Raw genomic sequence first — 19,245 nt, forward strand, 5'->3', positions numbered from 1 at the left:
TGCGTCAATCCAGCTGGGCATCGACGTGCTCGAGCCCCAGCCAGTGGGCAAGGGACTCGAGGTTGCGCATCAGCGCGGCCCGCGCCTCGACCGGGACACCCGGCTCCCAGGTCACCTTCAGGCAGCGCAGGGTCCCGGCGGCCCGGTCAGCCTTGAGATCACACCGGGCCACCAGGGCGTCGCCGAACAGGAAGGGCAGCACGTAGTACCCGTGCACACGCTTGTGTGCCGGGGTGTAGATCTCGATGCGGTAGTAGAAGTCCCACAGGTCGTGGATCCGCTCGCGCTGCCAGACCAGCGAGTCGAACGGGCTGAGCAGCGCCTCAGCGTGCACCCGGCGGGGCACCCTGGCCTCGGCATGCAGCCAGGCCGGCCGCCAGCCGGGGACGGTGACGGGGATCAGCTCGCCGTCCGCGACGAGCCGCGCGATCGCGGGACGGGCGTCCTCACGCTTGATCCGGAAGTAGTCGGCGAAGCACAGCTCGGTGCCGATCCCGTGGGCCCGGGATGCGATGCGGACCAGCTCGACGTAGCGGTCCGGGTCGGCCTCGGCCCCTGGCCGGTGGGTCCAGGCGTCGCGCAGGGGGGCCGGCGCTGTGGCGGCCAGGGCGGCATACCTGCGCTCGAACTGGGTGGTGCGACCGGCGGAGCTGATCCGTCCGGCCCAGAAGAGGTACTCGAGGGCCTGCTTCACCTCCGACCAGTTCCAGCCCCAGTTGTCGTTTCGGCGCGGCTGGTCGTGCTCCAGGGCGGCCTCGACCTCGCGCGCTGTCATCGGCCCGCGGGCCTCGACCTCGGCCTGGACCAGGTCGACGAAGTCCGGTCGCTCGGCCAGGACCCGACGCATCGAGCCCCAGGCCTTCTCGGCCGCCACGCGCATCCGGTGGTCGAGCAGGGGCCAGGTCGTGGGTGGGATGAGGCTCGCCTCGTGTGCCCAGTACTCGACGAGGCGCCGGGGGGCTCGGTCGCGGGCACGGTCGAGCAGCGCGGTGTCGTACGGGCCGAGCCGCGAGAACAGCGGGAGGTACTGGCTGCGGGTGAGGACGTTGACGCTGTCGATCTGGATGACGCCGACGCGGTCGACGACGCGCTGAACGTGGCGCATGGTCGCGGCGAAGGGCGCGGGCCGCGGGTCGAGGAAACCCTGCGCGGCGATCGCGACGCGCCTGGCCTGTGCGCGGGTCATGGGGCGCGTCAGGGTGCCCGCGCTGTGGGGAGACCCGTTGGTGGTGGGGGTCGGAGCGGCACGGCTGGGGCGCGTCGTCATAGCCTCCGCCGCCGGCGTCAGGCTCACGCGCTCACTCCCCGATGTCGATGAGCCGCTGACGGACGGCATACATCGCCGCCTCCATGCGCGAGTGCATCTGGAGCTTGTCCAGGATGTTGCGGATGTGGTTGCGCACGGTGTTCTCGGAGATGAACAGGTCGGCCGCGATCTCACGGTTGAGCTTGCCGCGGGCGACCTCCTTGAGGATGCCGAGCTCGCGCTCGGTCAGCCGGGGCAGCTCCAGCCCGGGCGATGGGTCCGGCTCGGTCGCCTCCGCTCGCTGGCTGATCTGCGCGAACTCGGTCAGCAGCTTGGACGCCATCATCGGCGACAGCAGCGACTGGCCGTGGAAGACCCCACGGATGCCCGTGGCGACCTCCTCGGGCGGGACGTCCTTGAGGAGGTACCCGTTCGCGCCGGCGCGGACCGCCTCGAACAGGTTGGCCTCGTCGTCGGAGCTGGTCAGCATGAGGATGCGGACCGACGGCACGCGCTGCTTGATGACGCGGCAGGCGTCGATCCCGCCGCGCTTCGGCATCCCGACATCCATGACGATGACGTCGGGCATGGCCTCCTCGGCCTGGTCCACTGCCTCGACGCCGTCAGCCGCCTCGCCCACGACCTCGATGCCCTCCTCGGTGGCCAGCACCGTCTGCAGGCCGCGGCGGTAGAGGGCGTGGTCGTCGACGATGAGGACACGGATGACGTCGGGGGGCGTATGCTCCAAAGTGCACCAACCTAGTAGAGGCCCCGCCGGTCAATGAGGAGGCGACCGACGGGGCCCGCCGACCGAGAGAGGATCGACATGACCAAGAGTAGGGCACGGGTCCGACGCCGGGCGCCGGGCACGCGGCGGGGTAACCGCGTCATCATCTACATCCGCGTGTCAGACACGACCGGGCGCGAGGACACGCTCATATCCGATGAGGTGCAGGAGCAGGTATGCCGCCGGTTCGCCCAGCGCGACAACCTCGTCATCGTCGACGTCATCGTCGAGCTGGACAAGTCGGGGCGCGAGTCGAGCAAGCGAGCCATCGCGGCCATCATCGACCGCGTCGAGGCCAAGGAGGCTGACGGCGTCCTCGTCTGGAAGATCAGCCGGTGGGGTCGCAACACGATCGACTCCATGCTCAACATCGGCGAGTTGCAGGAGGCTGGCGGCTTCATCCTCTCGGCGACCGAGAACCTCGACGACATCGACACCCCCGCCGGCAAGTTCTCCCTCACGGTCCTGCTCGCCATCGCCCAGATGTACTCGGACGAGATTGGCAAGGTGTGGTCCAACGTTCACGACTACCGGATCAGCAACGGCAAGCCAGGCACCGGCGGGCTGCGGTTCGGGTACATCCGCGACAAGGACGCCGACTGCTACGAGGTCGACCCCTTCACCGGCCCGTGGCTGCGCAAGGCCTATGAGCGGTACGTCTCGGGCGAGGCCATCACCGGCATCGTCCGCTCGATGAACGAGGCTGGCGTCGAGACGACGCGCGGCACTCGGATGACCGTGCCCTCGCTGCGCGCGACGATGGACGGCGGATTCGGGGCTGGGCTCGTCGTCGACCGCCGAGGCGAGGAAGACGTCTGGGCGCCCGGCACCCATGAGGCGCTTATCTCCGAGGAGACGTGGCAGGCCTACCTGCGGCGCCGGGCGCTCAAGGTGCCAGCCCGCACCAAGAGCGCGCCCTACCGGGTGGCCGGCCTCGTCCGGTGCGGCTCGTGTGGTGGCACCATGAGCGTCTACTGGCGCGTCTACAAGGGCGAGAAGGTCCGCTCCTTCCGGTGCAACAGGATCGACAACGGCAAGAATTCGAGGCTGTGCCCAGCGCCCGTGACGGCCAAGGAGGAGCGCGTCGAGGCAGCCCTGCTCGCCTGGCTCGAGGAGCACGTCGCAGGCGACGCCGCGCTGCAGACCCACCACCAGCGGGCCCTCGCTGCCACCCAGGCGCAGGTCGACGGCGCCAAGATCGACCGCGACATCGAGCGGGTGCAGAAGCGGCTCTCCCTGCTCCTCGACAAGTACATGGATGGGCTGAGCAAGGAGGCCTACACCCTCAAGGAGCGCGAGCTGACCGAGCAGCTCGCGCACCTGCGCGAGGCCAAGGAGCAGGCCACCGTCAGGGTCGAGGTCAACTCGCTGCCGGATGGCTCAGTGTTCGGCGCCCTGCTCACCGGCTGGGACATCCTCGACCCAGCCATCTTCAACACCGGCCTGCGCAACGTCGTCCGCGAGATTGTCCTCTCCAAGCGCGACGGCGGGCTGGGCGGCCGGGACACCAAGATTCGCGTGGTCGGTCAGTGGGAGGCCGTCGCGTAAGAGCAGAGCAGAAGGGCCCCGCCTATCGCAGGCGGGGCCCTTTTCGTGTCCGGCGATGTATTGACACCGTGTATCGACACGGACATGATGTCAATACACGCGCACCTGAGAGAGAGGACACCGCGCATGGACCCTTGGACCCTGGCCATCTGGCTGGTCGTCGCGAGCAGCATTGTGAGCGTGCTCGCCGGCATCGTCGAGCTCGCCTGGCACCGAGGGGAGGTGGAGTGATGTCCGTCCGTACTGCTGTCCGCGCCGCTGCCGCCATCGTGTCGGTGTCGACGTTCGTCCTGCTCTACTTTGGCCTCGTCGACCTCGCGCGGCTCGCCGGTGAGACCGACGCCCGCGCCTACCTGTACCCGCTCGCCATCGACGGGATGGTCGCCGCAGCGTATGCCGTGACCCTCGACCCGCACCTCACGCGCGGCGGTCTCCGGTTCGCGTGGGCCGTCATCATCGTGGGCTCGTCCATGAGCCTGTTTGGTCAGTGGCTCCACGCCGAGGCGACGTCCTCGTGGACGTTCGCTGGTCCGGTCGCGGCAGCGCCCGCGCTGTGCATGGCGCTCGTCTGGCACCTGCTGTTCCTCGTGTCCGTCCGGCGTCCGGTCGAGGCTCCGGTGTCCGTTCCGGCGGACACCGCGACCGTCGAGGCGCCGGACAGCAGGCCGGGCGCGGCGGACACCAAGCCGGACGTGCCGGACGCCCGGACGGACACCTCGCCGGTGCCGACGGACCTGCTGACCGCCGCCCGTGAGGCACTGTCCGCCGGTGCGGACACCGGACCCAAGATGGCCGAGGCCCTCGGCTTCGCCGCGACGGAGTCCGGCTACCGACGCGGTCGCCGGTGGCTCCGAGAGGCGAGCCTCGCCGCACTCAACGAGCGGAACCACGGCGCCACGGCCACCGTCTGAGCGCGGGAGGTGATGAGACGATGACCAAGAAAGAGAAGGCCCTCGGCGCCCTCGCTGGCGCGGGTGCAGGGCTGGCCCTGCTCGCGGGCGCGTGGATGTTCGTGAGCGGCGCGGTGGCGATTCACCTGCCCTGACCCAGCGCATAGCAGAAGGGCCCCTCCCGCATGGGCGAGAGGGGCCCTTCCGTTGTGCCGATCACCCCTCCACGAAGTAGACCGACGTTGACACCACCCTACCGCCATGGCTACTCGTCGTCGCGACCCTCACGCCTCGCCATGAGCCAGCCCAGCGCCGAGACGACCGTGAAGTAGATCGCCAGCGCGAGCGGGTGGAGGTGATGATCCAGCATGCCGCCGACCCTACAACCCCATGACCACTTCGCACCCAGCGGGCAGCATGCCGACCTTGAGGCCGACGGCGCCGGTGGGCGGGTCAACGATCACCCAGCGGCGACCGCCGGGATGGGTGGGTGACGGCCCGGCGTAGACCACCTCCACCGGCACCTCGCGACCATCGGCCAACACGACGCGGACATCGACCGGGCGACGCCGTCGGCTCGGGGCCCGGCAGCTCCACCAGATGACCTGGCCGACATACCAGCCGATGACCCAAGTCGTCAGGATCACGGCGAGCTGTCCCACACCGGCCCCTCGGTGAGTCGGTCGACCTCGGCGAGCATGGAGCGCACCTCGGCAACCATCTGGTCATGGCCGGCGAGCGCGGCCTCGCGGGTCGGATACCTCACCGGCCCGAGCATGTCCGAGCGGCCCTCGACGAACGCCATGGACTCCCAGAGCATGGGCGGGCCCATGCCGAATGAGTGGTCGAGGACTAGGAAGACCGTCGACACCCACCAGTCCCCGATGTCCGTCCAGGCCACCCGGCGGGCGTCCCCGTCGGCCATGAGGCGCCAGGCTTCCTCGCGTTCGATGGGCTGGCCGTCGAGTCCGTAGTAGAGCGGATGGTCGGGAAAGTCGCTCATCGCTGCCTCGTCCACACCATCGGGTCGACCGAGTAGCAGTCGAAGCACAGCCCCGTCGGGTCGCCCCTGGTGGTGACGAACCGATCGCGCCCGCAGCGGTCGCACGGGCGCACGGCCCGCTTGTGGTCCCCAGCGTAGGCGCTCGTCGACGGGAGGCCGCGCACCCGCCGGCCAGGGATACTGCGATAGGGCATGTCGCCAAGAATGACACACGAGGAGAGCCATAATTCCCCCCTATCAACAATCCCGCCTCTATGGTGTGAGAAGCAACCCTAATGGGTGAAAAATGTTAACCCTAAAGGGTTATTGACATTTCGGGGAGGATGTAACCGTGCGCATCGAGGTTGCTCTCATGGCCGAGGCCCCGCTCGTCGTCGAGGGCCTCAAGCGGCTGCTCGAGCTGCACGACCACCACGGGGAGGTGACCCTGCGCGAGCTGGGCCTCTGGGATGCCATACCCCCCGACGTCGACCTCGTCCTCTACGACGTGTTCGGGCCCGACCGCCGCTACATCGTGGTGCCACCGGCGCTGGACGCCCGCGACGCGGCCAAGCGGGCTGGGCGAGTGCACGCCAAGCTCATCCTCTTTGGTTGGCAGATAGAGCCGCACCTCATCGATGACGCGCTCGCCAAGAACCAGGCCGACGGCTACATCTCGAAGGGCCTGCCCGCCGACGAGCTAGTCGGGGCAGTGCGCCGGGCGGCCAGGGAGAGCCGGATCGTCGTCCTGCTGCCGAGGCCCGCCCTCGTCGACCCGCGCGCCGGCGATGAGCACTTCTACGTCGGTCAGCGAGAGGGCCTGTCCGAGCGCGAATCCGAGGTCATGGGGATGATCGCGCAGGGCATGTCCAATCAGGACATCGCTGGCCGACTGCACATCACCGTGAATACCCTTAAGTTCTATATCCGCGGTGCCTACCAGAAGTTGGGCCTGACCCGGCGCAGCCAAGCCGTAGCATGGGCCCGATCGCACGGGTTTGGGGAGCATGACGCACCCCGCTCCTACACGGTCCTGCACCCCCAGCCACCCTCGGAGGATCAATGAAGCGCAAGGAAATCGTCAAGGTGTGCGATCGATGCCCGCTGGGCAGGAACGCGACGCGGGCCACAAGGACCATTCGGTTCGGATTGGGCGACACCCTCTGGGATATCGACCTCTGCGAGAAGCACGGTGACGCCCTTGAGCGCGAGCTATACGCGTGGGGCCTGCTGGGGCGGGCTGTCGAAGAGCACCAAACCGGGCGCATGTTCGGGTCCAACTACGGCAGCAATGGGCGACGCCTCGCCGAGCTGCGCACCCAGCAGAGCCGTGAGGATCGCGAGACCGTCGCTGCCGCGCGCCAGTACGCCGTTACCGCCACCGGCACCGAGTTGCTCGCCCGAGCCGGCGGGCCGCGGCCCGCCGCACCCGAGGACGCCGGGGCCTGGGTCTTCACCGAGCACGCCATCGAGCGCATGGAGGAGCGCAACGTCAGGGCGATCGACGCCGTATGGGCTGCCAGCGCCCCGACGGTCAAGCGCCCAGGCAAGCATGCCGGCCTCATGGTCCACGAACGCGGCGACACCAAGGTCGTCGTCAACCCGGCAACCAAGGTCATCATCACGGTTGCCCTGCCCGAGCGAAAGGCGATTGCACTGTGAGCCGAGCAACGATCATCGTCGAGACCGGGCGGCGCCCCGACATCGAGCGCGAGTTGTCCGAGAGGTATGCCGTCGAATGGGAGTTCCGACCGGCTGTGCCGATAGCCAGCTTCGACCAGGACAAGAGCCTGCACAACCAAGCGCGATTCGAGGCCCTCGACGAAAAGACGGTCGAGCTCTACACCGAGGCCGTCAAGCGCGGCGACGAGTTCCCCGCCGTCATCGCCTACCGGCCCAGCCCTCGTGCCCGGCTCGTCATGATCGACGGCAACCACCGGCTCAGCGCCCATATCCGCGCCGAGAAGCCGGTGGATGTCTATGAGGTCGACCGTGACACCGACCGCCGTGCGATTGCCCTCATGACGTATTCGTTCAACACCCGGCATGGGCGCCCGACGTCCGAGACCGAGCGGCTATCCCAGGCGGCCTACCTCGTCGACAACGGCTCGAGTATCGCCCACGCTGCAGCGGCGGTCTCAATCCCGGTCGCGCACCTCAAGCGCCACCTCACGCGGGTATCTGCCGACACGCGCGCCGACGAGGTCGGACTCAAGCGCAATGAGTGGGACGCGCTCAATGCCACCGTCAGGTCGCGACTGAGCCAGATATATACCGACGAGGGCTTTGCCGACGCGGCCAAGCTCGCGTTCGCCGCCCGGCTCGACGCCGACGAGGTATTCGAGTTGGTCGCCCTGCTCAACAGCACCAAGAGCGGGGCCCGCCAACGGGCGATCGTCACCAAGCACCGCGAAATGATGCGCGAGCGCATACAGGCTGCAGCCGGCGGCGCCCTCGGAACGGCGCCGAGGAAAGCGCAAGGGCCCAAACAGCGGCTCAGCATGGCGCTCGGTCAGGCGCTCGCTCTGCCCGAGGACGACCAGGCCATCGTCGGCGCTTACGCCCAGAGCGAGCGCAAGGACGCGGCTAGGCACATCCGTGAGGTTGTCGAGCGGCTCACCCGACTGGCCGTGGCGCTCGACGCTGCCAAGTGAACGGCGCGCCCGGCCCCGTGCTCATGCGCATGTGCGACCTGCTCGAGGGCCGCGGCTGGGTCCAGCGGGAGTGGCTCATCCGCGAGGCCGGCAAGGTCATCCCGCCTGGGCAGGCGATTCGTCAGGCTGAGCGGGACCGTCGCAAGGCAGCGGGTCGCGACCGGCCCAAACCCCCAAGCGAGCGGGCTATCGCGCGTAGCGAGGATCGACTCATTCAAGCCGGGCGACGCACCTTGGTCGTTGCCCGTCTGCGATTGCGGTACGGGTCGGCCTTCATTGAGCGCATGACCGATGCCGAGGGCGTCGAATGGGTGCGGATGTTGTCTCTACCTGAGAGCGTCGTGCAGGAAAGGGAGCGATTGCGCGCTAGTATCAACAGCACAGTCAACCCCGAGGAGGGAACAGCATGGCCCAACGCGTAGAGGTGCGTCTGCTCGACGATATCGACGGCACCGACGCATCGGAGACAATCACCTTTGGTCTCGATGGCGGCACCTATGAGATCGACCTATCCGACAAGAACGCCGACAAGCTCCGCAGCTCGCTCGACAAGTGGGTCGGTGCCGCCCGCAGGGTCAAGACCAGCGGCAGGGCTGGGCGTGGCCCGGTAACGGGTCGCGGTCACTCGCCCGCCGAGCGCAGGGCGTATCTCGCATCGGTGCGCGTGTGGGCCGCGAAGAACGGCTACAGCGTTGCCGAGCGCGGGCGCGTTCCCGGCGATATCGTGGCTGCCTACGAGGCGTCCTTGCGCTAAGGGCGCCCCTCCCCATAGACCGGAACCCCGGATCGTCGCACCCCTGTCGACGGTCTGGGGTTTCGATTTACCCTCTGTCCGTTTCCACCCCAAAGGGTTACTCTTAGGGCATCCGGCATATCGCCGGTCGTCGAGAGAGGACACCCGATATGAAGCACAAGCGCAGGTTGCTCACCATCGCCGCCCTGGCGGCAGCGGCAGCGGCACCATTGCTCGCCGGGGCGGGGCCGGCTCAGTCCGCCAGCCCGTTCGGCAAGCTGCTGTCCGGCCCGCCGTGCGAGGCCGCCAAGCACGCCAAGCCTGGCACGGGCTGGGTGTGCATCGACCCGGTCGCCTCCAAGGCTCGGCACGACATGCTGCCCGCACCCCACAAGGCCGCAGGCGCCACGAAGGCCCTCGACGGGCACGTGTGCACCGTCTCGGGTTGCTTCGACGTCTACAGCACCGTGCAGGCCTCTTACAGCGGCGTGGGGCACTACGGCGTCGCGGACAGCAGTGGATTCTTCCGCGAGATTGGGCAGGTGAAACTCGACCTCACCGACACCCTCAACGGCGGCAAGTTCATCCACAAGCCGTTCTGCTGGTCCAGCACCGCCTCCACGGCGAACCTCTACCTCATCGTCGAGCGGTACTCGATGACGCCACCCTCTTCGAGCACGGGCAAGTTCACCACGGGCGGCTCCCCGCTCAGCCCACGCGTGCGGGTTATCTCACCGACCAAGACCCTTGCCTCGGCGGGCACCGGGATGTGCCTGGCCGCGAGCGGGAACAAGAACAACAACGGCGTGCCGACGGACAACACGACGGTCGCGACCGCGAACACCTACTACACGAGCTACCACTACGTCACGTGGAAGGACACCCACGGGTATCCGGGCAAGTGGTGGATGCAGGCCAAGATGGTCGTGGCCTACAAGCGGTCGGACAGCGCGGCCTACTGGTTCTATCAGGACGCCGACACCAAGATTCCGCTCGACGCCGCCAACGGCGGTTACCTGCCCTGACCGACCGAGGAGGTGGCACCATGGGTGACATGGCTGCACTGACCGAGACGCACCACGGCGAGCCCGGCGAGGTCAACCCCGCCAGCGCGAGCGTGCTCATCGGGCCCAGGGACGGCCTATGGGATGGGACGTGGATCGACGAGGAGGACCATTGCGTGTCCACCCTCGGCGACCTCGACGAGGTCAAGGCGTGGGCGCTGACCAAGCCTGCCCGCGGTCGATGGATGACCGACGGCACGCGCGAGTTCCGCCTCGAGGACGATGGCTCGCTCGTCCTCGTTGACCCGTAGACGTCCCGCAAGTGGAGCCCAAAAGGGCCGAGGCTGCTCACAGAGCCCTCGGCCCTTTTGCGTGCGACTTGCCCCTCGATCGGCCGGAATCATGCAACCCCAAGGGGTGAATTTTTGGGGCCGCTCTCACAGGTTATCCGCAGAAAGTTTCGGATTCTGTCAAGAACCTGAGTCCGCCGGCGGGGGTGCCCCGAGGTACATCCACTGAGTCAGGCGGGCGATGGCCGCCGGACGCTGCTCCTCGGGAATCTCCTGCAGCCACCCGGCGACAAGCTCCTTGGCTATCTCGATGTCGGGCGTCGAGGACGTCCGCAGGAAGGCCGTCGAGGCTGGGATGCTCAGCGCGTCACGCACGGCGGCGAGTTTGGCGCCCTGCACGTGCTCGGAGTCGCCGGTCTCGATCTTGCGCACCGTCGCGTCCGAGACGCCGGACTCCTCGGCGAGCCGCTCCTGGCTCCACCCCAGCTCGCGACGTCGCTCGAAGACAACCTCGCCGATGTCGCGGGCAGGGTCGCCGTTGGTTTCGGACATCCCGCAACTATGGCGAATCTTGCGCAACGCCGCAAGCCTCACACTTTCGGGTGATGTGGTGGAGAACGATTGCGAACCCGTGCGCAAGTCCTTACGTTTCCCCCGTGCTACCCGAACGATCACCGCAGATCGCCCTCCCTGGCCCCGTACTCCGCGCCATGCGGGACGTCGCTGGGATGTCCCAGACTGACCTCGCCCAGGCCGCAGGCGTGAGTGCCTCGCACCTGTCGTACTTCGAGGCCGGCAAGCGGCACATGGCAAAGGCCAAGGTCGACGCGGCGCTCGAGGTGCTCACCGTCCGGCTTGCCCAGCAGGGCGCACCGTCCGTCGCCGAGCTGGGGCTCGTCTCATGACCACCGAGCAGGCCACCGACCCGCTCCCCACCAAGGACGAGTGCTGGGACGCGTTCTGGGCGGTCATCGCCCCGGCCATCGTCGACGCCCAGCAGAGAGGCGTCTGGCCCGAGGGCACCGCCCGCGCCGCCGCCTGACGCACCCCCCATACGCCGCCAGCGCCGGCTGGTCCCCCGCTCCCCCCGGCGCTGGCGTGCTCACCCGTCCCCACCCTCAAAGGAACAGCCATGCCCAGATTCCACCCCGGTCAGCTCGTCGTCACGCCGGGCGGCACGTTCGCCATCGTCACCGACGTCTCCGACAAGAACGTCGTGCGCGTCCGGCGCGAGGGCGACGCCCGGCAGGCCGTCGCCTGGCTCGACATGACCCAGAGCCGGGCCGAGGCGCTGCGCAGCTCGTTGCGTCTGCTCACCCGCCTGGCCGAGGACGTGGGCGCCTATCGCCTGGTCGACCTCGCCGCCGAGCTGGCGCCGCACGTCGAGCATGCCGCGCAGCTCTGCGACCTGTCGGACGCCCTCAAGGAGCAGGCCGCGTGATCGTCGACCTGTTCGCCGGCCCCGGCGGCTGGTCCACCGGCCTCAACATGATTGGGCGGGCCGAGACTGTGGGCGTCGAGTGGGACGAGGCCGCGTGCGCCACGGCTCGAGCCGCTGGCCACGAGCGGCTGCAGGCCGACGTCGCCGAGCTGGACCCGGCCACCATCGGCGGGGCGTCCGTCGAGGGCCTCATCGCCTCCCCGCCGTGCCAGGGCTTCTCGATGGCCGGCAAGGGGCGCGGGCGCCAGGACTCCGCTGCGATCATCGCCGCCGTCGCCGAGATGGCCGCCGGGCGTGACCCGCGGGCCCAGCTCGCCCAGCAGGTCAAGGACGAGCGGTCGGTGCTGGCCCTCGAGCCGCTGCGCTGGGCGCTCGACCTCGAGCCCGAGTGGATGACCTGGGAGCAGGTTCCCGCCGTCCTGCCCCTCTGGGAGGCCTGCGCCGAGGTGCTGCGCGCCGACGGGTACTCCGTGTGGACCGGCAAGATGCTGGCCGAGCGGTACGGCGTCCCGCAGACCCGCACCCGAGCAATCCTCATTGCCTCACGGGCCCGCCTCGTCGGCGAGCCGATCGCCACCCACTCCCGCTACCACATCCGCACCCCCCAGAGGCTCGACCCCGGCATGCCGCGCTGGGTCAGCATGGCCGAGGCCCTCGGCTGGGGCATGACCCAGCGCCCCTACCCGACCGTCGCGCCGGGCACCGGCGGCGGCGGCACCGACCCGATGGCCCTGGGCGGGTCCGGCGCCCGGCGCTCCGTCCTGCGCGAGCTGGCCGAGGGCCGCTGGATGGTCCGCGACTCATTCGGCACCCCTGCCGATGACTACGCCGGGCGGGAGGACTCCCGGTGGAAGGACGCCGCCGAACGCCCGGCCCCGACGATCACCTCGAAAACGAGGAGCTGGGCCGTCGAGTTCCGCCCTGACGCTCAGCGGAGCAACTACAACACCGGCGGCCCCGGCCCCAGCGGTGAGCGCGAGCGGGGCCTCCGATCCGTCGACGAGCCCTCGTCGACGATCACGAGCAAGGGCTTTCAGTGGTTGTTCGCTGGGGCTGGCGCGACCTCGCAGCACACCGCCGGCCAGATACCCCGCGAGCTGGACGAGCCCGCCCACACCATCACCGGCAAGGGCACCGCCGCCTGGCTCCCCTCCGAGCTCGAGATGGGCGACGTCCGCAGCTCTCACGGGAGCGTTCGCCCAGCCACCGCCCCGGCCCCGACCCTCACCGCGAGCATGGACAACGGCAATTTCCGCTGGCGCCAGCGCGTCGCCGAGGTCGTCGAGCCGCTGGTCACCAATCAGTCAGGCAACGACTTCGACCTGTCCTGGCCGTGCGACCGCCCGGCGCCCGTCATCGCGGGCCGTGGCCTCGTGCCGATGCCCGGCGCCAACGCCAACCGCTTCAACGGGTCCACCAAGAGCCGCAACGACGGCATACGCGTGACGGTCCAGGAGGCCGCTGTCCTGCAGTCGTTCCCTGCTGACTACCCGTGGCAGAGCACCAAGACCGCTCAGTACCGGCAGGTCGGCGACGCCGTCCCGCCCCTCATGGCAGCGCACATCCTCGCCGCTGCCGGCGCAATCAGCGAGCCCGAGTGGGCCGAAAGGAGAGCCTCATGAAGCTATGGAGAGACCGCAACGCTGACCGGATCGACGTGGGCCAACGCCTCGAGCAGCTCCGCTGGACCTGGGAGCGGAGCGACTATGACCGCCTCGTAGCCGAGAACCGCGCCCGCCTCGGCGCCGCCAGGCCGCCCAAGCTCGACGACGTCCTGCTCTGGCTCAACGAGAACGAGCCCACGATGCTGCGCGAGGCCCTCGACGAGGCGGGCGTCCCGTGAGCCCGAGGCCGGCCTTCACTCACGACGAGCTGTACGGCGAGGGCCACCGGCCCAGCATCGCCCGAGTGGGCGCGCACTGGCTGCCCTCATGCTCCTGCAGCCTGCGCTGCCGGCGGGCTGACGACAAGGGCGGGCCCCGGCACTACGAGGACGCCCTGGCCGACGCCGCCTACAACCTCATCTTCGCCCAGCACGGCTGGGACATCCTCGCCGAGGAGTGCGAGCCCGCATGTTGAATCCACCCTCCTGGGCCGAGCGGGCGCTGTGCAACGACGGCCCCGACGACGCGACGTGGTTCCCCGACGAGCGCGTCGTCGGCTCGACCAAGTACGCCCGGCAGACCTGCAAGGCCTGCCCCGTCACCAACGAGTGCCTCGAGTACGCCCTGTCCCTGGGCCCCACCTGCCTCGGCATCTGGGGCGGCACGACCGAGCGCCAGCGCGGCAAGCTGCGCACCCTGCGCCGGGCCGAGGGCCCCTTCCACGACTACCACGACCAGGAGAACGCGTCATGACCGTCACCGTCCCCGACGTCTGGGCACCCGAGCGGACCATCCCCGACCTTGAGGCCGTCCTCGAGCATGCGATCCTCAACACCGACCGGAGCCTGCAGCGCACGATCGGGCCCAGCTCGCTCGGCTCCGAGTGCGACCGCTGCCTCATCCTCGAGCTGGCCGGCATGAAGGCGCCCGAGGAGACCGCCCCGTGGCTGCCCACGATCGGCACCGCCGTGCACGAGTGGGCCGAGGGTGCCGTCATCAAGTGGCTGGCCGCGACCGGCTCTGACCGCTACATCCCCGAGGCGCGCGTCATGGTGGGCGTCGTCGACGGCACCGAGATATGGGGCTCGAGCGACCTGTTCGACACGTGGACCGGGACCGTCGTCGACTACAAGGTCGTCGGCACCACGAGCCTGCGCTCGACCCGCAAGAACGGCGCCCGGCTGACCTACCGTCGCCAGGCCCAGCTCTACGGCAAGGGCATGGAGGACAAGGGCTACCAGGTCCAGTCGGTCGCCATCTGGATGCTCCCGCGCAACGGCTTCACGATCGGCGCTGGCCACCTGCACCAAGAGCCCTACGACCGCGCGATGGCCGAGGCCGTCATCGCCCACGCGGACATGCTCGCCGCCGCCATCCGCACCCTCGGCGTCGAGGCCGTCCTCGCCGCCACCGGGCCCCACGCGGGCACCGAATTTAGCTGTCCGGCTCCCGACAAGGGGCCGGTCACAGCCGAGGCCTTCCTTCTCGGCTGACGTTCCGTCAAACATCAACCCCCCCTTTACACAGGAGATTCATTGAGCACCAATACAGCCGATGCCTTCCTTCTCGGCTCGGGCAGCAAGTCCGCCGCCTTCGACAACCTGGGCGACTCGATCACCGGGACCGTCCTGTCCACCGAGGTGAAGGCCCAGACCGACATCGCGTCGGGCAAGCCGCTCACCTGGGACGACGGCTCGACCCGGCAGCAGCTCGTGGTCAAGCTGCAGACGGCTCTGCGCGAGGACGGCGACGATGACGGCATCCGGGCCGTCTACGTCAAGGGCGCCAAGAAGAAGGGCTCCCGCTCCCTGCACGACGCCGTCGCCAGCGCCGTCATCGCCGCAGGCGGCAAGGGCCTCGAGCCGGGCGGCACCCTGACCATCACCCACGACGGCGTCGAGCCGTCGCAGACGCGCGGGTACAACGACCGCAAGCTGTACAGCGCCCGGTACGTCCTGCCCGACCGCGCTGCCGCCTCGGCTGGCTTCCTCGGCACCGGCATGGACACCACGTCGCCGCCGGCGTGGGCCCAGGCTGCGGCGCAGGCGCCGGTCGCCGTCACCGTGGGCACGAACGTGGCCCCTGCAGCCCAGGCGCCCGCCATGTCGCCCGAGCAGGCCGCAGCGTTCCTGGCCTTCCAGCAGCAGATGCAGGCAACCCCGGCCTGACGGGCTGGCTCCCCCGCTCGCGGCAGGGTCCGTCGCGAGCGGGTGGGGCGATCCCGCCAGCCACCAGCCACCTCAAGGAGTCACCGTGCAACACCCACCGCCTCTCGTGCCGGTTCGCCCGGCCCAGGAGGACGAAATTCCCCGCACCGCAAAGTCGCTCATCAAGAAGGCCGCCAGCCTCGGCTGGGTCACGAGCGCGACCTACGCCAAGGGCACGACGCTACCCGCCCGAGGGCAGGAGGTGGGCAAGGTCGTCGCGTCCGTCGTCGTGCGCATCGAGCTCGTCCAGGCTGGCTCTCGTGCCACTGCCGTCTGGGTGGACGGCAAGTTTGACACCGCATTCCGGTGGGCCCACTGGCTCACCAATGAGCAGGTGGGCTCCCGCGAGCTGGGCAAGTGGATCGACGCCGTCTCCGACCTGCTCATCGGCGAGGTGCCCGCGTGACCCTCGTCGAGGTGCAGTGCCACCTCTGCCTCGAACCGCTGCGCGCTGCCACGTGCGGCCTGCTCATCTGCGAGCACTGCGACACCGGCTGCCGCCTGCGCGGCTGCCCCAAATGCGCCCAGGGCGCCAAGAGCCAAGGGAAGGGCCCGAGGACCGAATGAACCACCACCAGCCACCACTGTTCCACCTCTGCGGGTCGCACAACGACGGCACGCTAGCGAGCTACTACTTCCTGTCCCCGCGCGGGGTGCTGGCCTACACGTGCCAGCCCTGCGCCACCGAGGCCGTCGCCCACGGATTCGTCGCGGTTCCCCTCGAGCAGCTCGATTGGTTCACCAACAACCACGAGGGTGCGGCGTGAGCGCCCTCGTGGGGCGCCTCGTCTGCCTGGCCGACCTCTGGCTGGGCTGCCGGGTGATCGCCATCTGTGAGGTGCATGGGACCGACTGCGCGTCCTGCGGGGACATCCTGAGATGTCCGCAGTGAGCGGGCCCTACGAGCTGGGCGAGCCGCCTGCTGGTCCCTACGCCCAGGCCGCCAAGACATATTGGGCGGCTGGCTGGAAGGGCTGCCTGCCGCTGCCGGCTGGCTCCAAGGGCCCCGTGCCAAAGGGCTTCACCGGCAACGCGGGCGCCTGGCCGTCGTTCCCCGACCTCATGGCATGGATGGAGGACAAGGGCGCCGGCAACGTCGCCCTGCGCCTGCCGCCCGACGTGCTCGGCATCGACGTGGACCACTATGACGGCAAGCCGGGCGGGGCGGTCCTGGGCCTGCTCGAGGGACAGCTCGGCGCGCTGCCGCCCACGTGGCGCACGACGAGCCGCGACGACGGCTCGAGCGGCATACGCCTGTTCCGTATCCCCGTCGGGCTGCGCTGGCCCGGCGTTCTCGGGCCCGGCATCGAAACCATCCGCTACGAGCACCGCTATGCCGTCGTGTGGCCCTCGGTGCACCCCAACGGTGGCACGTACCGCTGGATCACCCCCGAGGGCGCCACGAGCCTCGGTGGCGTGCCCACCGTCGACGCGCTGCCCGAGCTGCCCGCCGCATGGGTCGCCCACTTCACCAAGGGCGAGCTGGCGACCGAGCAGGCCCGAGCCGACCTCGGCGACCGCGAGGCCGACGAGTGGGTCGTCGCCCGCGGGCAGGGCGTCAAGTGCCGGCACATGGCCTCGGCGCTCGAGGCTGGCCTGCTCGAGCTGACCGCTGGCGGCGCCCGCCACGATGCGGCCCTGGCGCTGACGAACCGGCTTGCATGGCTCATCGGCGAGGGCCACACCGGCGGGGAGCTGGCCCTCAATCAGGCTGGGCGCGCGTTCCTCAAGGCTGCGGCCGGCGCCCGCGAGGGCCTCGACGCCGAGTGGGCCCGGATGCTCACGGGCGCCGTCAAGATGGCCGCTGCCGCCCACCCTGAGCCCAACATTGACCCGTGCTCGGACCCGTGGCATGGGCTCCTGCTGGAAGGACCGTCATCCCCCCCGCACCTGCCACCTGCCCAGGCGACCACACCGGCGAGCACTGCTGGCACCTCCACCGCACTATCCGGGACCGTGATGGACGGGCCGTCGTCTACTGCTGCCGCTGTCGAGGCTCACGAGCGTCAGAACCGTACCGATTCCGGTACGGTTCTGACCGCCGCTGAGCACGACGACATGACCGAGCTGGACATCCGGCGCCGGCAGGCCGCCGCGGTCGAGGTCGAGCGCATCCGGGCGCAGCGGGCGGCCATTCGCATCCTCGAGCACGAGGACCGGGACGACACGATCGCCGACCGCGTCCGCCGACGCATCCTCGACGACGATGCGTCCGCCGAGTACAAGCGTCAGACCGAGCCACCGGCGCCGCCGTTCGACCTGGGGCTCATCGGGCAGATACTCGCCCGGCCCGCCGACCCGCCCATGCGGTGCGACCGGCTCGTGCCCTGGGCTGGCTCGACCCTGCTCGTGGCCCAGCGCAAGACCGGCAAGACGACGCTCCTACTCAACTACGCTCGCTGCCTCATCACCGGCGAGGCCTTCCTGGGCGAGTTCCCGGTCATCCCGCTGGCGCCCGACGAGCGCATCGCGTTCCTCAACTACGAGGTGTCCGGCGCCCAGCTCGCACGCTGGGCGCACGAGTGCGGCATCCCCGAGGACCGCCTGCTCATCGTCAACCTGCGAGGCCGGCGCAACCCGCTGAGCCACCCCGAGGACCGGGCGGCCCTGGTCGCTGCGCTGCGCGAGCACAACGTCAAGGTCGTCATGGTCGACCCGTTCGGGCGCGCGTACACCGGCCAGTCGCAGAACGACAACGGCGAGGTGCAGGCCTTCCTGGTCGACCTCGACATGTTCGCCCGCGCCGAGGTGGGCGCCCTCGACCTGCTCCTGGCCACGCATGCCGGCTGGGACGGCGAGCGGACGCGTGGCGCGTCCGCTCTCGAGGACTGGCCTGACGTCATCATCACGCTCACTCGCGACCCTGACGACGAGGCCCGGCGCTTCATCAAGGCGCTGGGGCGTGACGTCGACGTCGACGAGGACGAGCTGTCGATGGACCCGCTGACCCGCGTCCTGACCCGCACCGGCAACGGCGGGCGCAAGGACCAGAAGGGCGACCGTGAGGCGTCCCGGCTGGCTCAGTTCGTCATCCGGGCTGCCGCCCAGAATCCCGGCGCGAGCAAGGGTGCGATCATCCGGGCCATCCGCGAGATGTCGGACGCCCCGGACCTGGGCAAGTACCCCGACACCAAGGTCAAGGAGGCCGTCGAGTGGGCCGAGCAGAAGGGCCGGCTGCGCCGTGAGCGGGGCGGAAACGGCAGGGGCGACCAGCACTTCGAGGTCACCCCTGAAGGTGCGCCAGCCGCCCGTCGGCCCATCCCCACCCCGACCACTGAGACCACTGAGAAACCACTGAATTCAGTGGTCCCCCAAACCACTGAGACCGCCGTATATGAGGCGGTCTCAGTGGTGGGCGGTGCTGGGGAGCCCGCCGAGCCTGTCGCAGCTTTCAGTGGTTCAAGGCCCACCAGAGGCGCGACCTTCCTGCGAGACATCCAAGGCGAGCGGTACGAGTTCGACCGCGAGGCGCGCACCATCACCAACACCCGGACGGGCGTGGTCGAGCCATGGCAGTGAGGGTCAGCGACAAGCCGAACCCGGCGCCCTGCCCGAGCTGCGGCGCCGACACCTTGACCGCGTGGCGCGATGGCCTCTACGAGCAGGTCCATGTCGACCCGCTCGAGCTGACCCGGCGCGGCGAGCTCGAGGCGGTCCTGACCGGGCGCCGGACCTTCGCCCATTGGGGCGGGCCCAACGGCGGCCTCGACCACCGGCGCGCCGAGGCCATCACCCGCTGGCCGGCGGGCGAGCCCTCCCGTCCCGTCCGACCCGAGCACCGCTGCGGCGCCCGACCCCCCGACCACCTACCTGTCCGCCGTTCGGCACTGACCGAACACCCACCGTTCTGACAACCAAG

General features: G+C 69.6%; 28 protein-coding genes. 23 read left to right on the plus strand and 5 right to left on the minus strand.

All coding sequences use genetic code 11. The annotated features are described in order from the left end of the window. Window positions 1-4: 4 nt before the first annotated feature. Entirely contained in the window at window positions 5-1,186 is a 1,182-nt protein-coding gene (locus ACYVLP_RS25675; RefSeq protein ID WP_460630369.1) for a winged helix-turn-helix domain-containing protein, read from the minus strand. 112 nt (window positions 1,187-1,298) lie between these two features. Then, a complete protein-coding gene (locus ACYVLP_RS25680) occupies window positions 1,299-1,994 on the minus strand; it encodes a response regulator (RefSeq protein ID WP_460630113.1) in 696 nt (231 codons plus the stop codon). Window positions 1,995-2,072: 78 nt separating this feature from the next. Between ACYVLP_RS25680 and ACYVLP_RS25685 the strand changes: the two genes are divergently transcribed. After that, window positions 2,073-3,581 (plus strand): recombinase family protein, encoded by a 1,509-nt coding sequence (locus ACYVLP_RS25685; RefSeq protein WP_460630114.1) that lies wholly within the window; start codon window positions 2,073-2,075, stop codon window positions 3,579-3,581. A gap of 230 nt (window positions 3,582-3,811) precedes the next feature. Beyond that, window positions 3,812-4,492 (plus strand): DUF2637 domain-containing protein, encoded by a 681-nt coding sequence (locus ACYVLP_RS25690; RefSeq protein ID WP_460630115.1) that lies wholly within the window; start codon window positions 3,812-3,814, stop codon window positions 4,490-4,492. 359 nt (window positions 4,493-4,851) lie between these two features. On the opposite strand, the gene ACYVLP_RS25695 is transcribed toward ACYVLP_RS25690, so the two are convergent. Together ACYVLP_RS25695 and ACYVLP_RS25700 are read right to left on the minus strand one after the other, a co-directional pair. Further along, window positions 4,852-5,118, minus strand: a complete 267-nt coding sequence (locus ACYVLP_RS25695; protein WP_460630116.1) for a hypothetical protein — start codon at window positions 5,116-5,118, stop codon at window positions 4,852-4,854. Continuing rightward, window positions 5,115-5,474, minus strand: coding sequence for a hypothetical protein (locus tag ACYVLP_RS25700; protein ID WP_460630117.1), 360 nt, complete (start codon window positions 5,472-5,474; stop codon window positions 5,115-5,117). Before ACYVLP_RS25700 ends, ACYVLP_RS25695 begins: the two co-directional genes overlap by 4 nt. Window positions 5,475-5,805: 331 nt before the next feature. On the opposite strand from ACYVLP_RS25700, the gene ACYVLP_RS25705 reads away from it, so the two are divergent. From ACYVLP_RS25705 to ACYVLP_RS25735, 7 genes are all read left to right on the plus strand, one after another. Further along, window positions 5,806-6,519 (plus strand): helix-turn-helix transcriptional regulator, encoded by a 714-nt coding sequence (locus ACYVLP_RS25705; RefSeq protein WP_460630118.1) that lies wholly within the window; start codon window positions 5,806-5,808, stop codon window positions 6,517-6,519. An 83-nt stretch (window positions 6,520-6,602) separates the two neighbouring features. Continuing rightward, window positions 6,603-7,115, plus strand: a complete 513-nt coding sequence (locus ACYVLP_RS25710) for a hypothetical protein (protein ID WP_460630119.1) — start codon at window positions 6,603-6,605, stop codon at window positions 7,113-7,115. After that, window positions 7,112-8,107 carry a hypothetical protein gene (locus ACYVLP_RS25715; protein ID WP_460630120.1) on the plus strand — a complete coding sequence of 332 codons (996 nt, stop codon included), beginning with the start codon at window positions 7,112-7,114 and terminating at the stop codon, window positions 8,105-8,107. The genes ACYVLP_RS25710 and ACYVLP_RS25715 overlap by 4 nt, the downstream gene beginning before the upstream one ends. A 29-nt stretch (window positions 8,108-8,136) precedes the next feature. Continuing rightward, window positions 8,137-8,529, plus strand: a complete 393-nt coding sequence (locus ACYVLP_RS25720; RefSeq protein WP_460630121.1) for a hypothetical protein — start codon at window positions 8,137-8,139, stop codon at window positions 8,527-8,529. Between the two features lie 2 nt (window positions 8,530-8,531). After that, complete coding sequence (locus ACYVLP_RS25725) at window positions 8,532-8,861, plus strand: histone-like nucleoid-structuring protein Lsr2 (RefSeq protein WP_460630122.1); 330 nt, start codon at window positions 8,532-8,534, stop codon at window positions 8,859-8,861. A 149-nt stretch (window positions 8,862-9,010) separates the two neighbouring features. Beyond that, a complete protein-coding gene (locus ACYVLP_RS25730; protein WP_460630123.1) occupies window positions 9,011-9,865 on the plus strand; it encodes a hypothetical protein in 855 nt (284 codons plus the stop codon). A gap of 29 nt (window positions 9,866-9,894) precedes the next feature. Next, entirely contained in the window at window positions 9,895-10,155 is a 261-nt protein-coding gene (locus ACYVLP_RS25735) for a hypothetical protein (RefSeq protein WP_460630124.1), read from the plus strand. A 159-nt stretch (window positions 10,156-10,314) separates the two neighbouring features. Here the strand turns inward: ACYVLP_RS25735 and ACYVLP_RS25740 are convergent, their stop codons facing one another. After that, window positions 10,315-10,686, minus strand: coding sequence for a helix-turn-helix domain-containing protein (locus ACYVLP_RS25740; RefSeq protein ID WP_460630125.1), 372 nt, complete (start codon window positions 10,684-10,686; stop codon window positions 10,315-10,317). 53 nt (window positions 10,687-10,739) lie between these two features. Here ACYVLP_RS25740 and ACYVLP_RS25745 point away from each other — a divergent pair, with 53 nt between their 5' ends. The 14 genes from ACYVLP_RS25745 to ACYVLP_RS25810 all read left to right on the plus strand — a co-directional run bounded on the left by ACYVLP_RS25745 (window position 10,740) and on the right by ACYVLP_RS25810 (window position 19,237). Further along, window positions 10,740-11,039 (plus strand): helix-turn-helix domain-containing protein, encoded by a 300-nt coding sequence (locus ACYVLP_RS25745; protein WP_460630126.1) that lies wholly within the window; start codon window positions 10,740-10,742, stop codon window positions 11,037-11,039. Further along, entirely contained in the window at window positions 11,036-11,176 is a 141-nt protein-coding gene (locus ACYVLP_RS25750; RefSeq protein WP_460630127.1) for a hypothetical protein, read from the plus strand. The genes ACYVLP_RS25745 and ACYVLP_RS25750 overlap by 4 nt, the downstream gene beginning before the upstream one ends. A gap of 90 nt (window positions 11,177-11,266) precedes the next feature. Beyond that, window positions 11,267-11,575 carry a hypothetical protein gene (locus ACYVLP_RS25755; RefSeq protein WP_460630128.1) on the plus strand — a complete coding sequence of 103 codons (309 nt, stop codon included), beginning with the start codon at window positions 11,267-11,269 and terminating at the stop codon, window positions 11,573-11,575. Beyond that, window positions 11,572-13,197, plus strand: a complete 1,626-nt coding sequence (locus ACYVLP_RS25760) for a DNA cytosine methyltransferase (protein WP_460630129.1) — start codon at window positions 11,572-11,574, stop codon at window positions 13,195-13,197. The genes ACYVLP_RS25755 and ACYVLP_RS25760 overlap by 4 nt, the downstream gene beginning before the upstream one ends. Continuing rightward, window positions 13,194-13,418 (plus strand): hypothetical protein, encoded by a 225-nt coding sequence (locus ACYVLP_RS25765; protein WP_460630130.1) that lies wholly within the window; start codon window positions 13,194-13,196, stop codon window positions 13,416-13,418. The genes ACYVLP_RS25760 and ACYVLP_RS25765 overlap by 4 nt, the downstream gene beginning before the upstream one ends. Then, window positions 13,415-13,654, plus strand: coding sequence for a hypothetical protein (locus ACYVLP_RS25770; RefSeq protein ID WP_460630131.1), 240 nt, complete (start codon window positions 13,415-13,417; stop codon window positions 13,652-13,654). The genes ACYVLP_RS25765 and ACYVLP_RS25770 overlap by 4 nt, the downstream gene beginning before the upstream one ends. Next, window positions 13,648-13,932 (plus strand): WhiB family transcriptional regulator, encoded by a 285-nt coding sequence (locus ACYVLP_RS25775; protein WP_460630132.1) that lies wholly within the window; start codon window positions 13,648-13,650, stop codon window positions 13,930-13,932. The genes ACYVLP_RS25770 and ACYVLP_RS25775 overlap by 7 nt, the downstream gene beginning before the upstream one ends. Further along, window positions 13,929-14,672: a hypothetical protein gene (locus ACYVLP_RS25780; protein WP_460630133.1), complete on the plus strand. Its 744-nt coding sequence runs from the start codon at window positions 13,929-13,931 to the stop codon at window positions 14,670-14,672. Before ACYVLP_RS25775 ends, ACYVLP_RS25780 begins: the two co-directional genes overlap by 4 nt. Window positions 14,673-14,714: 42 nt before the next feature. Continuing rightward, window positions 14,715-15,347: a hypothetical protein gene (locus ACYVLP_RS25785; protein WP_460630134.1), complete on the plus strand. Its 633-nt coding sequence runs from the start codon at window positions 14,715-14,717 to the stop codon at window positions 15,345-15,347. Window positions 15,348-15,432: 85 nt separating this feature from the next. Next, the gene (locus ACYVLP_RS25790) at window positions 15,433-15,792 is read left to right on the plus strand and encodes a hypothetical protein (protein WP_460630135.1); all 360 of its coding nucleotides are present in this window, start codon (window positions 15,433-15,435) and stop codon (window positions 15,790-15,792) included. Beyond that, window positions 15,789-15,953: a hypothetical protein gene (locus ACYVLP_RS25795; protein ID WP_460630136.1), complete on the plus strand. Its 165-nt coding sequence runs from the start codon at window positions 15,789-15,791 to the stop codon at window positions 15,951-15,953. Before ACYVLP_RS25790 ends, ACYVLP_RS25795 begins: the two co-directional genes overlap by 4 nt. Beyond that, window positions 15,950-16,153 carry a hypothetical protein gene (locus ACYVLP_RS25800; RefSeq protein ID WP_460630137.1) on the plus strand — a complete coding sequence of 68 codons (204 nt, stop codon included), beginning with the start codon at window positions 15,950-15,952 and terminating at the stop codon, window positions 16,151-16,153. The genes ACYVLP_RS25795 and ACYVLP_RS25800 overlap by 4 nt, the downstream gene beginning before the upstream one ends. A gap of 112 nt (window positions 16,154-16,265) precedes the next feature. Beyond that, a complete protein-coding gene (locus ACYVLP_RS25805; protein ID WP_460630138.1) occupies window positions 16,266-18,905 on the plus strand; it encodes an AAA family ATPase in 2,640 nt (879 codons plus the stop codon). Continuing rightward, window positions 18,896-19,237: a hypothetical protein gene (locus ACYVLP_RS25810; protein WP_460630139.1), complete on the plus strand. Its 342-nt coding sequence runs from the start codon at window positions 18,896-18,898 to the stop codon at window positions 19,235-19,237. The genes ACYVLP_RS25805 and ACYVLP_RS25810 overlap by 10 nt, the downstream gene beginning before the upstream one ends. Window positions 19,238-19,245 lie beyond the last annotated feature (8 nt).

Source organism: Intrasporangium mesophilum, assembly GCF_054783095.1.

Excerpts from the sequence above, each read along its gene's own strand:
- ACYVLP_RS25800 (WP_460630137.1), top strand. The coding sequence starts at position 15,950 with ATGAACCACCACCAGCCACCACTGTTCCACCTCTGCGGGTCGCACAAC.
- ACYVLP_RS25750 (WP_460630127.1), top strand. The coding sequence starts at position 11,036 with ATGACCACCGAGCAGGCCACCGACCCGCTCCCCACCAAGGACGAGTGC.
- ACYVLP_RS25810 (WP_460630139.1), top strand. The coding sequence starts at position 18,896 with ATGGCAGTGAGGGTCAGCGACAAGCCGAACCCGGCGCCCTGCCCGAGC.
- ACYVLP_RS25675 (WP_460630369.1), bottom strand. The coding sequence starts at position 1,186 with ATGACCCGCGCACAGGCCAGGCGCGTCGCGATCGCCGCGCAGGGTTTC.
- ACYVLP_RS25685 (WP_460630114.1), top strand. The coding sequence starts at position 2,073 with ATGACCAAGAGTAGGGCACGGGTCCGACGCCGGGCGCCGGGCACGCGG.
- ACYVLP_RS25745 (WP_460630126.1), top strand. The coding sequence starts at position 10,740 with ATGTGGTGGAGAACGATTGCGAACCCGTGCGCAAGTCCTTACGTTTCC.
- ACYVLP_RS25775 (WP_460630132.1), top strand. The coding sequence starts at position 13,648 with ATGTTGAATCCACCCTCCTGGGCCGAGCGGGCGCTGTGCAACGACGGC.
- ACYVLP_RS25765 (WP_460630130.1), top strand. The coding sequence starts at position 13,194 with ATGAAGCTATGGAGAGACCGCAACGCTGACCGGATCGACGTGGGCCAA.
- ACYVLP_RS25700 (WP_460630117.1), bottom strand. The coding sequence starts at position 5,474 with ATGAGCGACTTTCCCGACCATCCGCTCTACTACGGACTCGACGGCCAG.
- ACYVLP_RS25755 (WP_460630128.1), top strand. The coding sequence starts at position 11,267 with ATGCCCAGATTCCACCCCGGTCAGCTCGTCGTCACGCCGGGCGGCACG.
- ACYVLP_RS25735 (WP_460630124.1), top strand. The coding sequence starts at position 9,895 with ATGGCTGCACTGACCGAGACGCACCACGGCGAGCCCGGCGAGGTCAAC.
- ACYVLP_RS25720 (WP_460630121.1), top strand. The coding sequence starts at position 8,137 with ATGTGCGACCTGCTCGAGGGCCGCGGCTGGGTCCAGCGGGAGTGGCTC.
- ACYVLP_RS25730 (WP_460630123.1), top strand. The coding sequence starts at position 9,011 with ATGAAGCACAAGCGCAGGTTGCTCACCATCGCCGCCCTGGCGGCAGCG.
- ACYVLP_RS25805 (WP_460630138.1), top strand. The coding sequence starts at position 16,266 with ATGTCCGCAGTGAGCGGGCCCTACGAGCTGGGCGAGCCGCCTGCTGGT.
- ACYVLP_RS25780 (WP_460630133.1), top strand. The coding sequence starts at position 13,929 with ATGACCGTCACCGTCCCCGACGTCTGGGCACCCGAGCGGACCATCCCC.
- ACYVLP_RS25690 (WP_460630115.1), top strand. The coding sequence starts at position 3,812 with ATGTCCGTCCGTACTGCTGTCCGCGCCGCTGCCGCCATCGTGTCGGTG.
- ACYVLP_RS25740 (WP_460630125.1), bottom strand. The coding sequence starts at position 10,686 with ATGTCCGAAACCAACGGCGACCCTGCCCGCGACATCGGCGAGGTTGTC.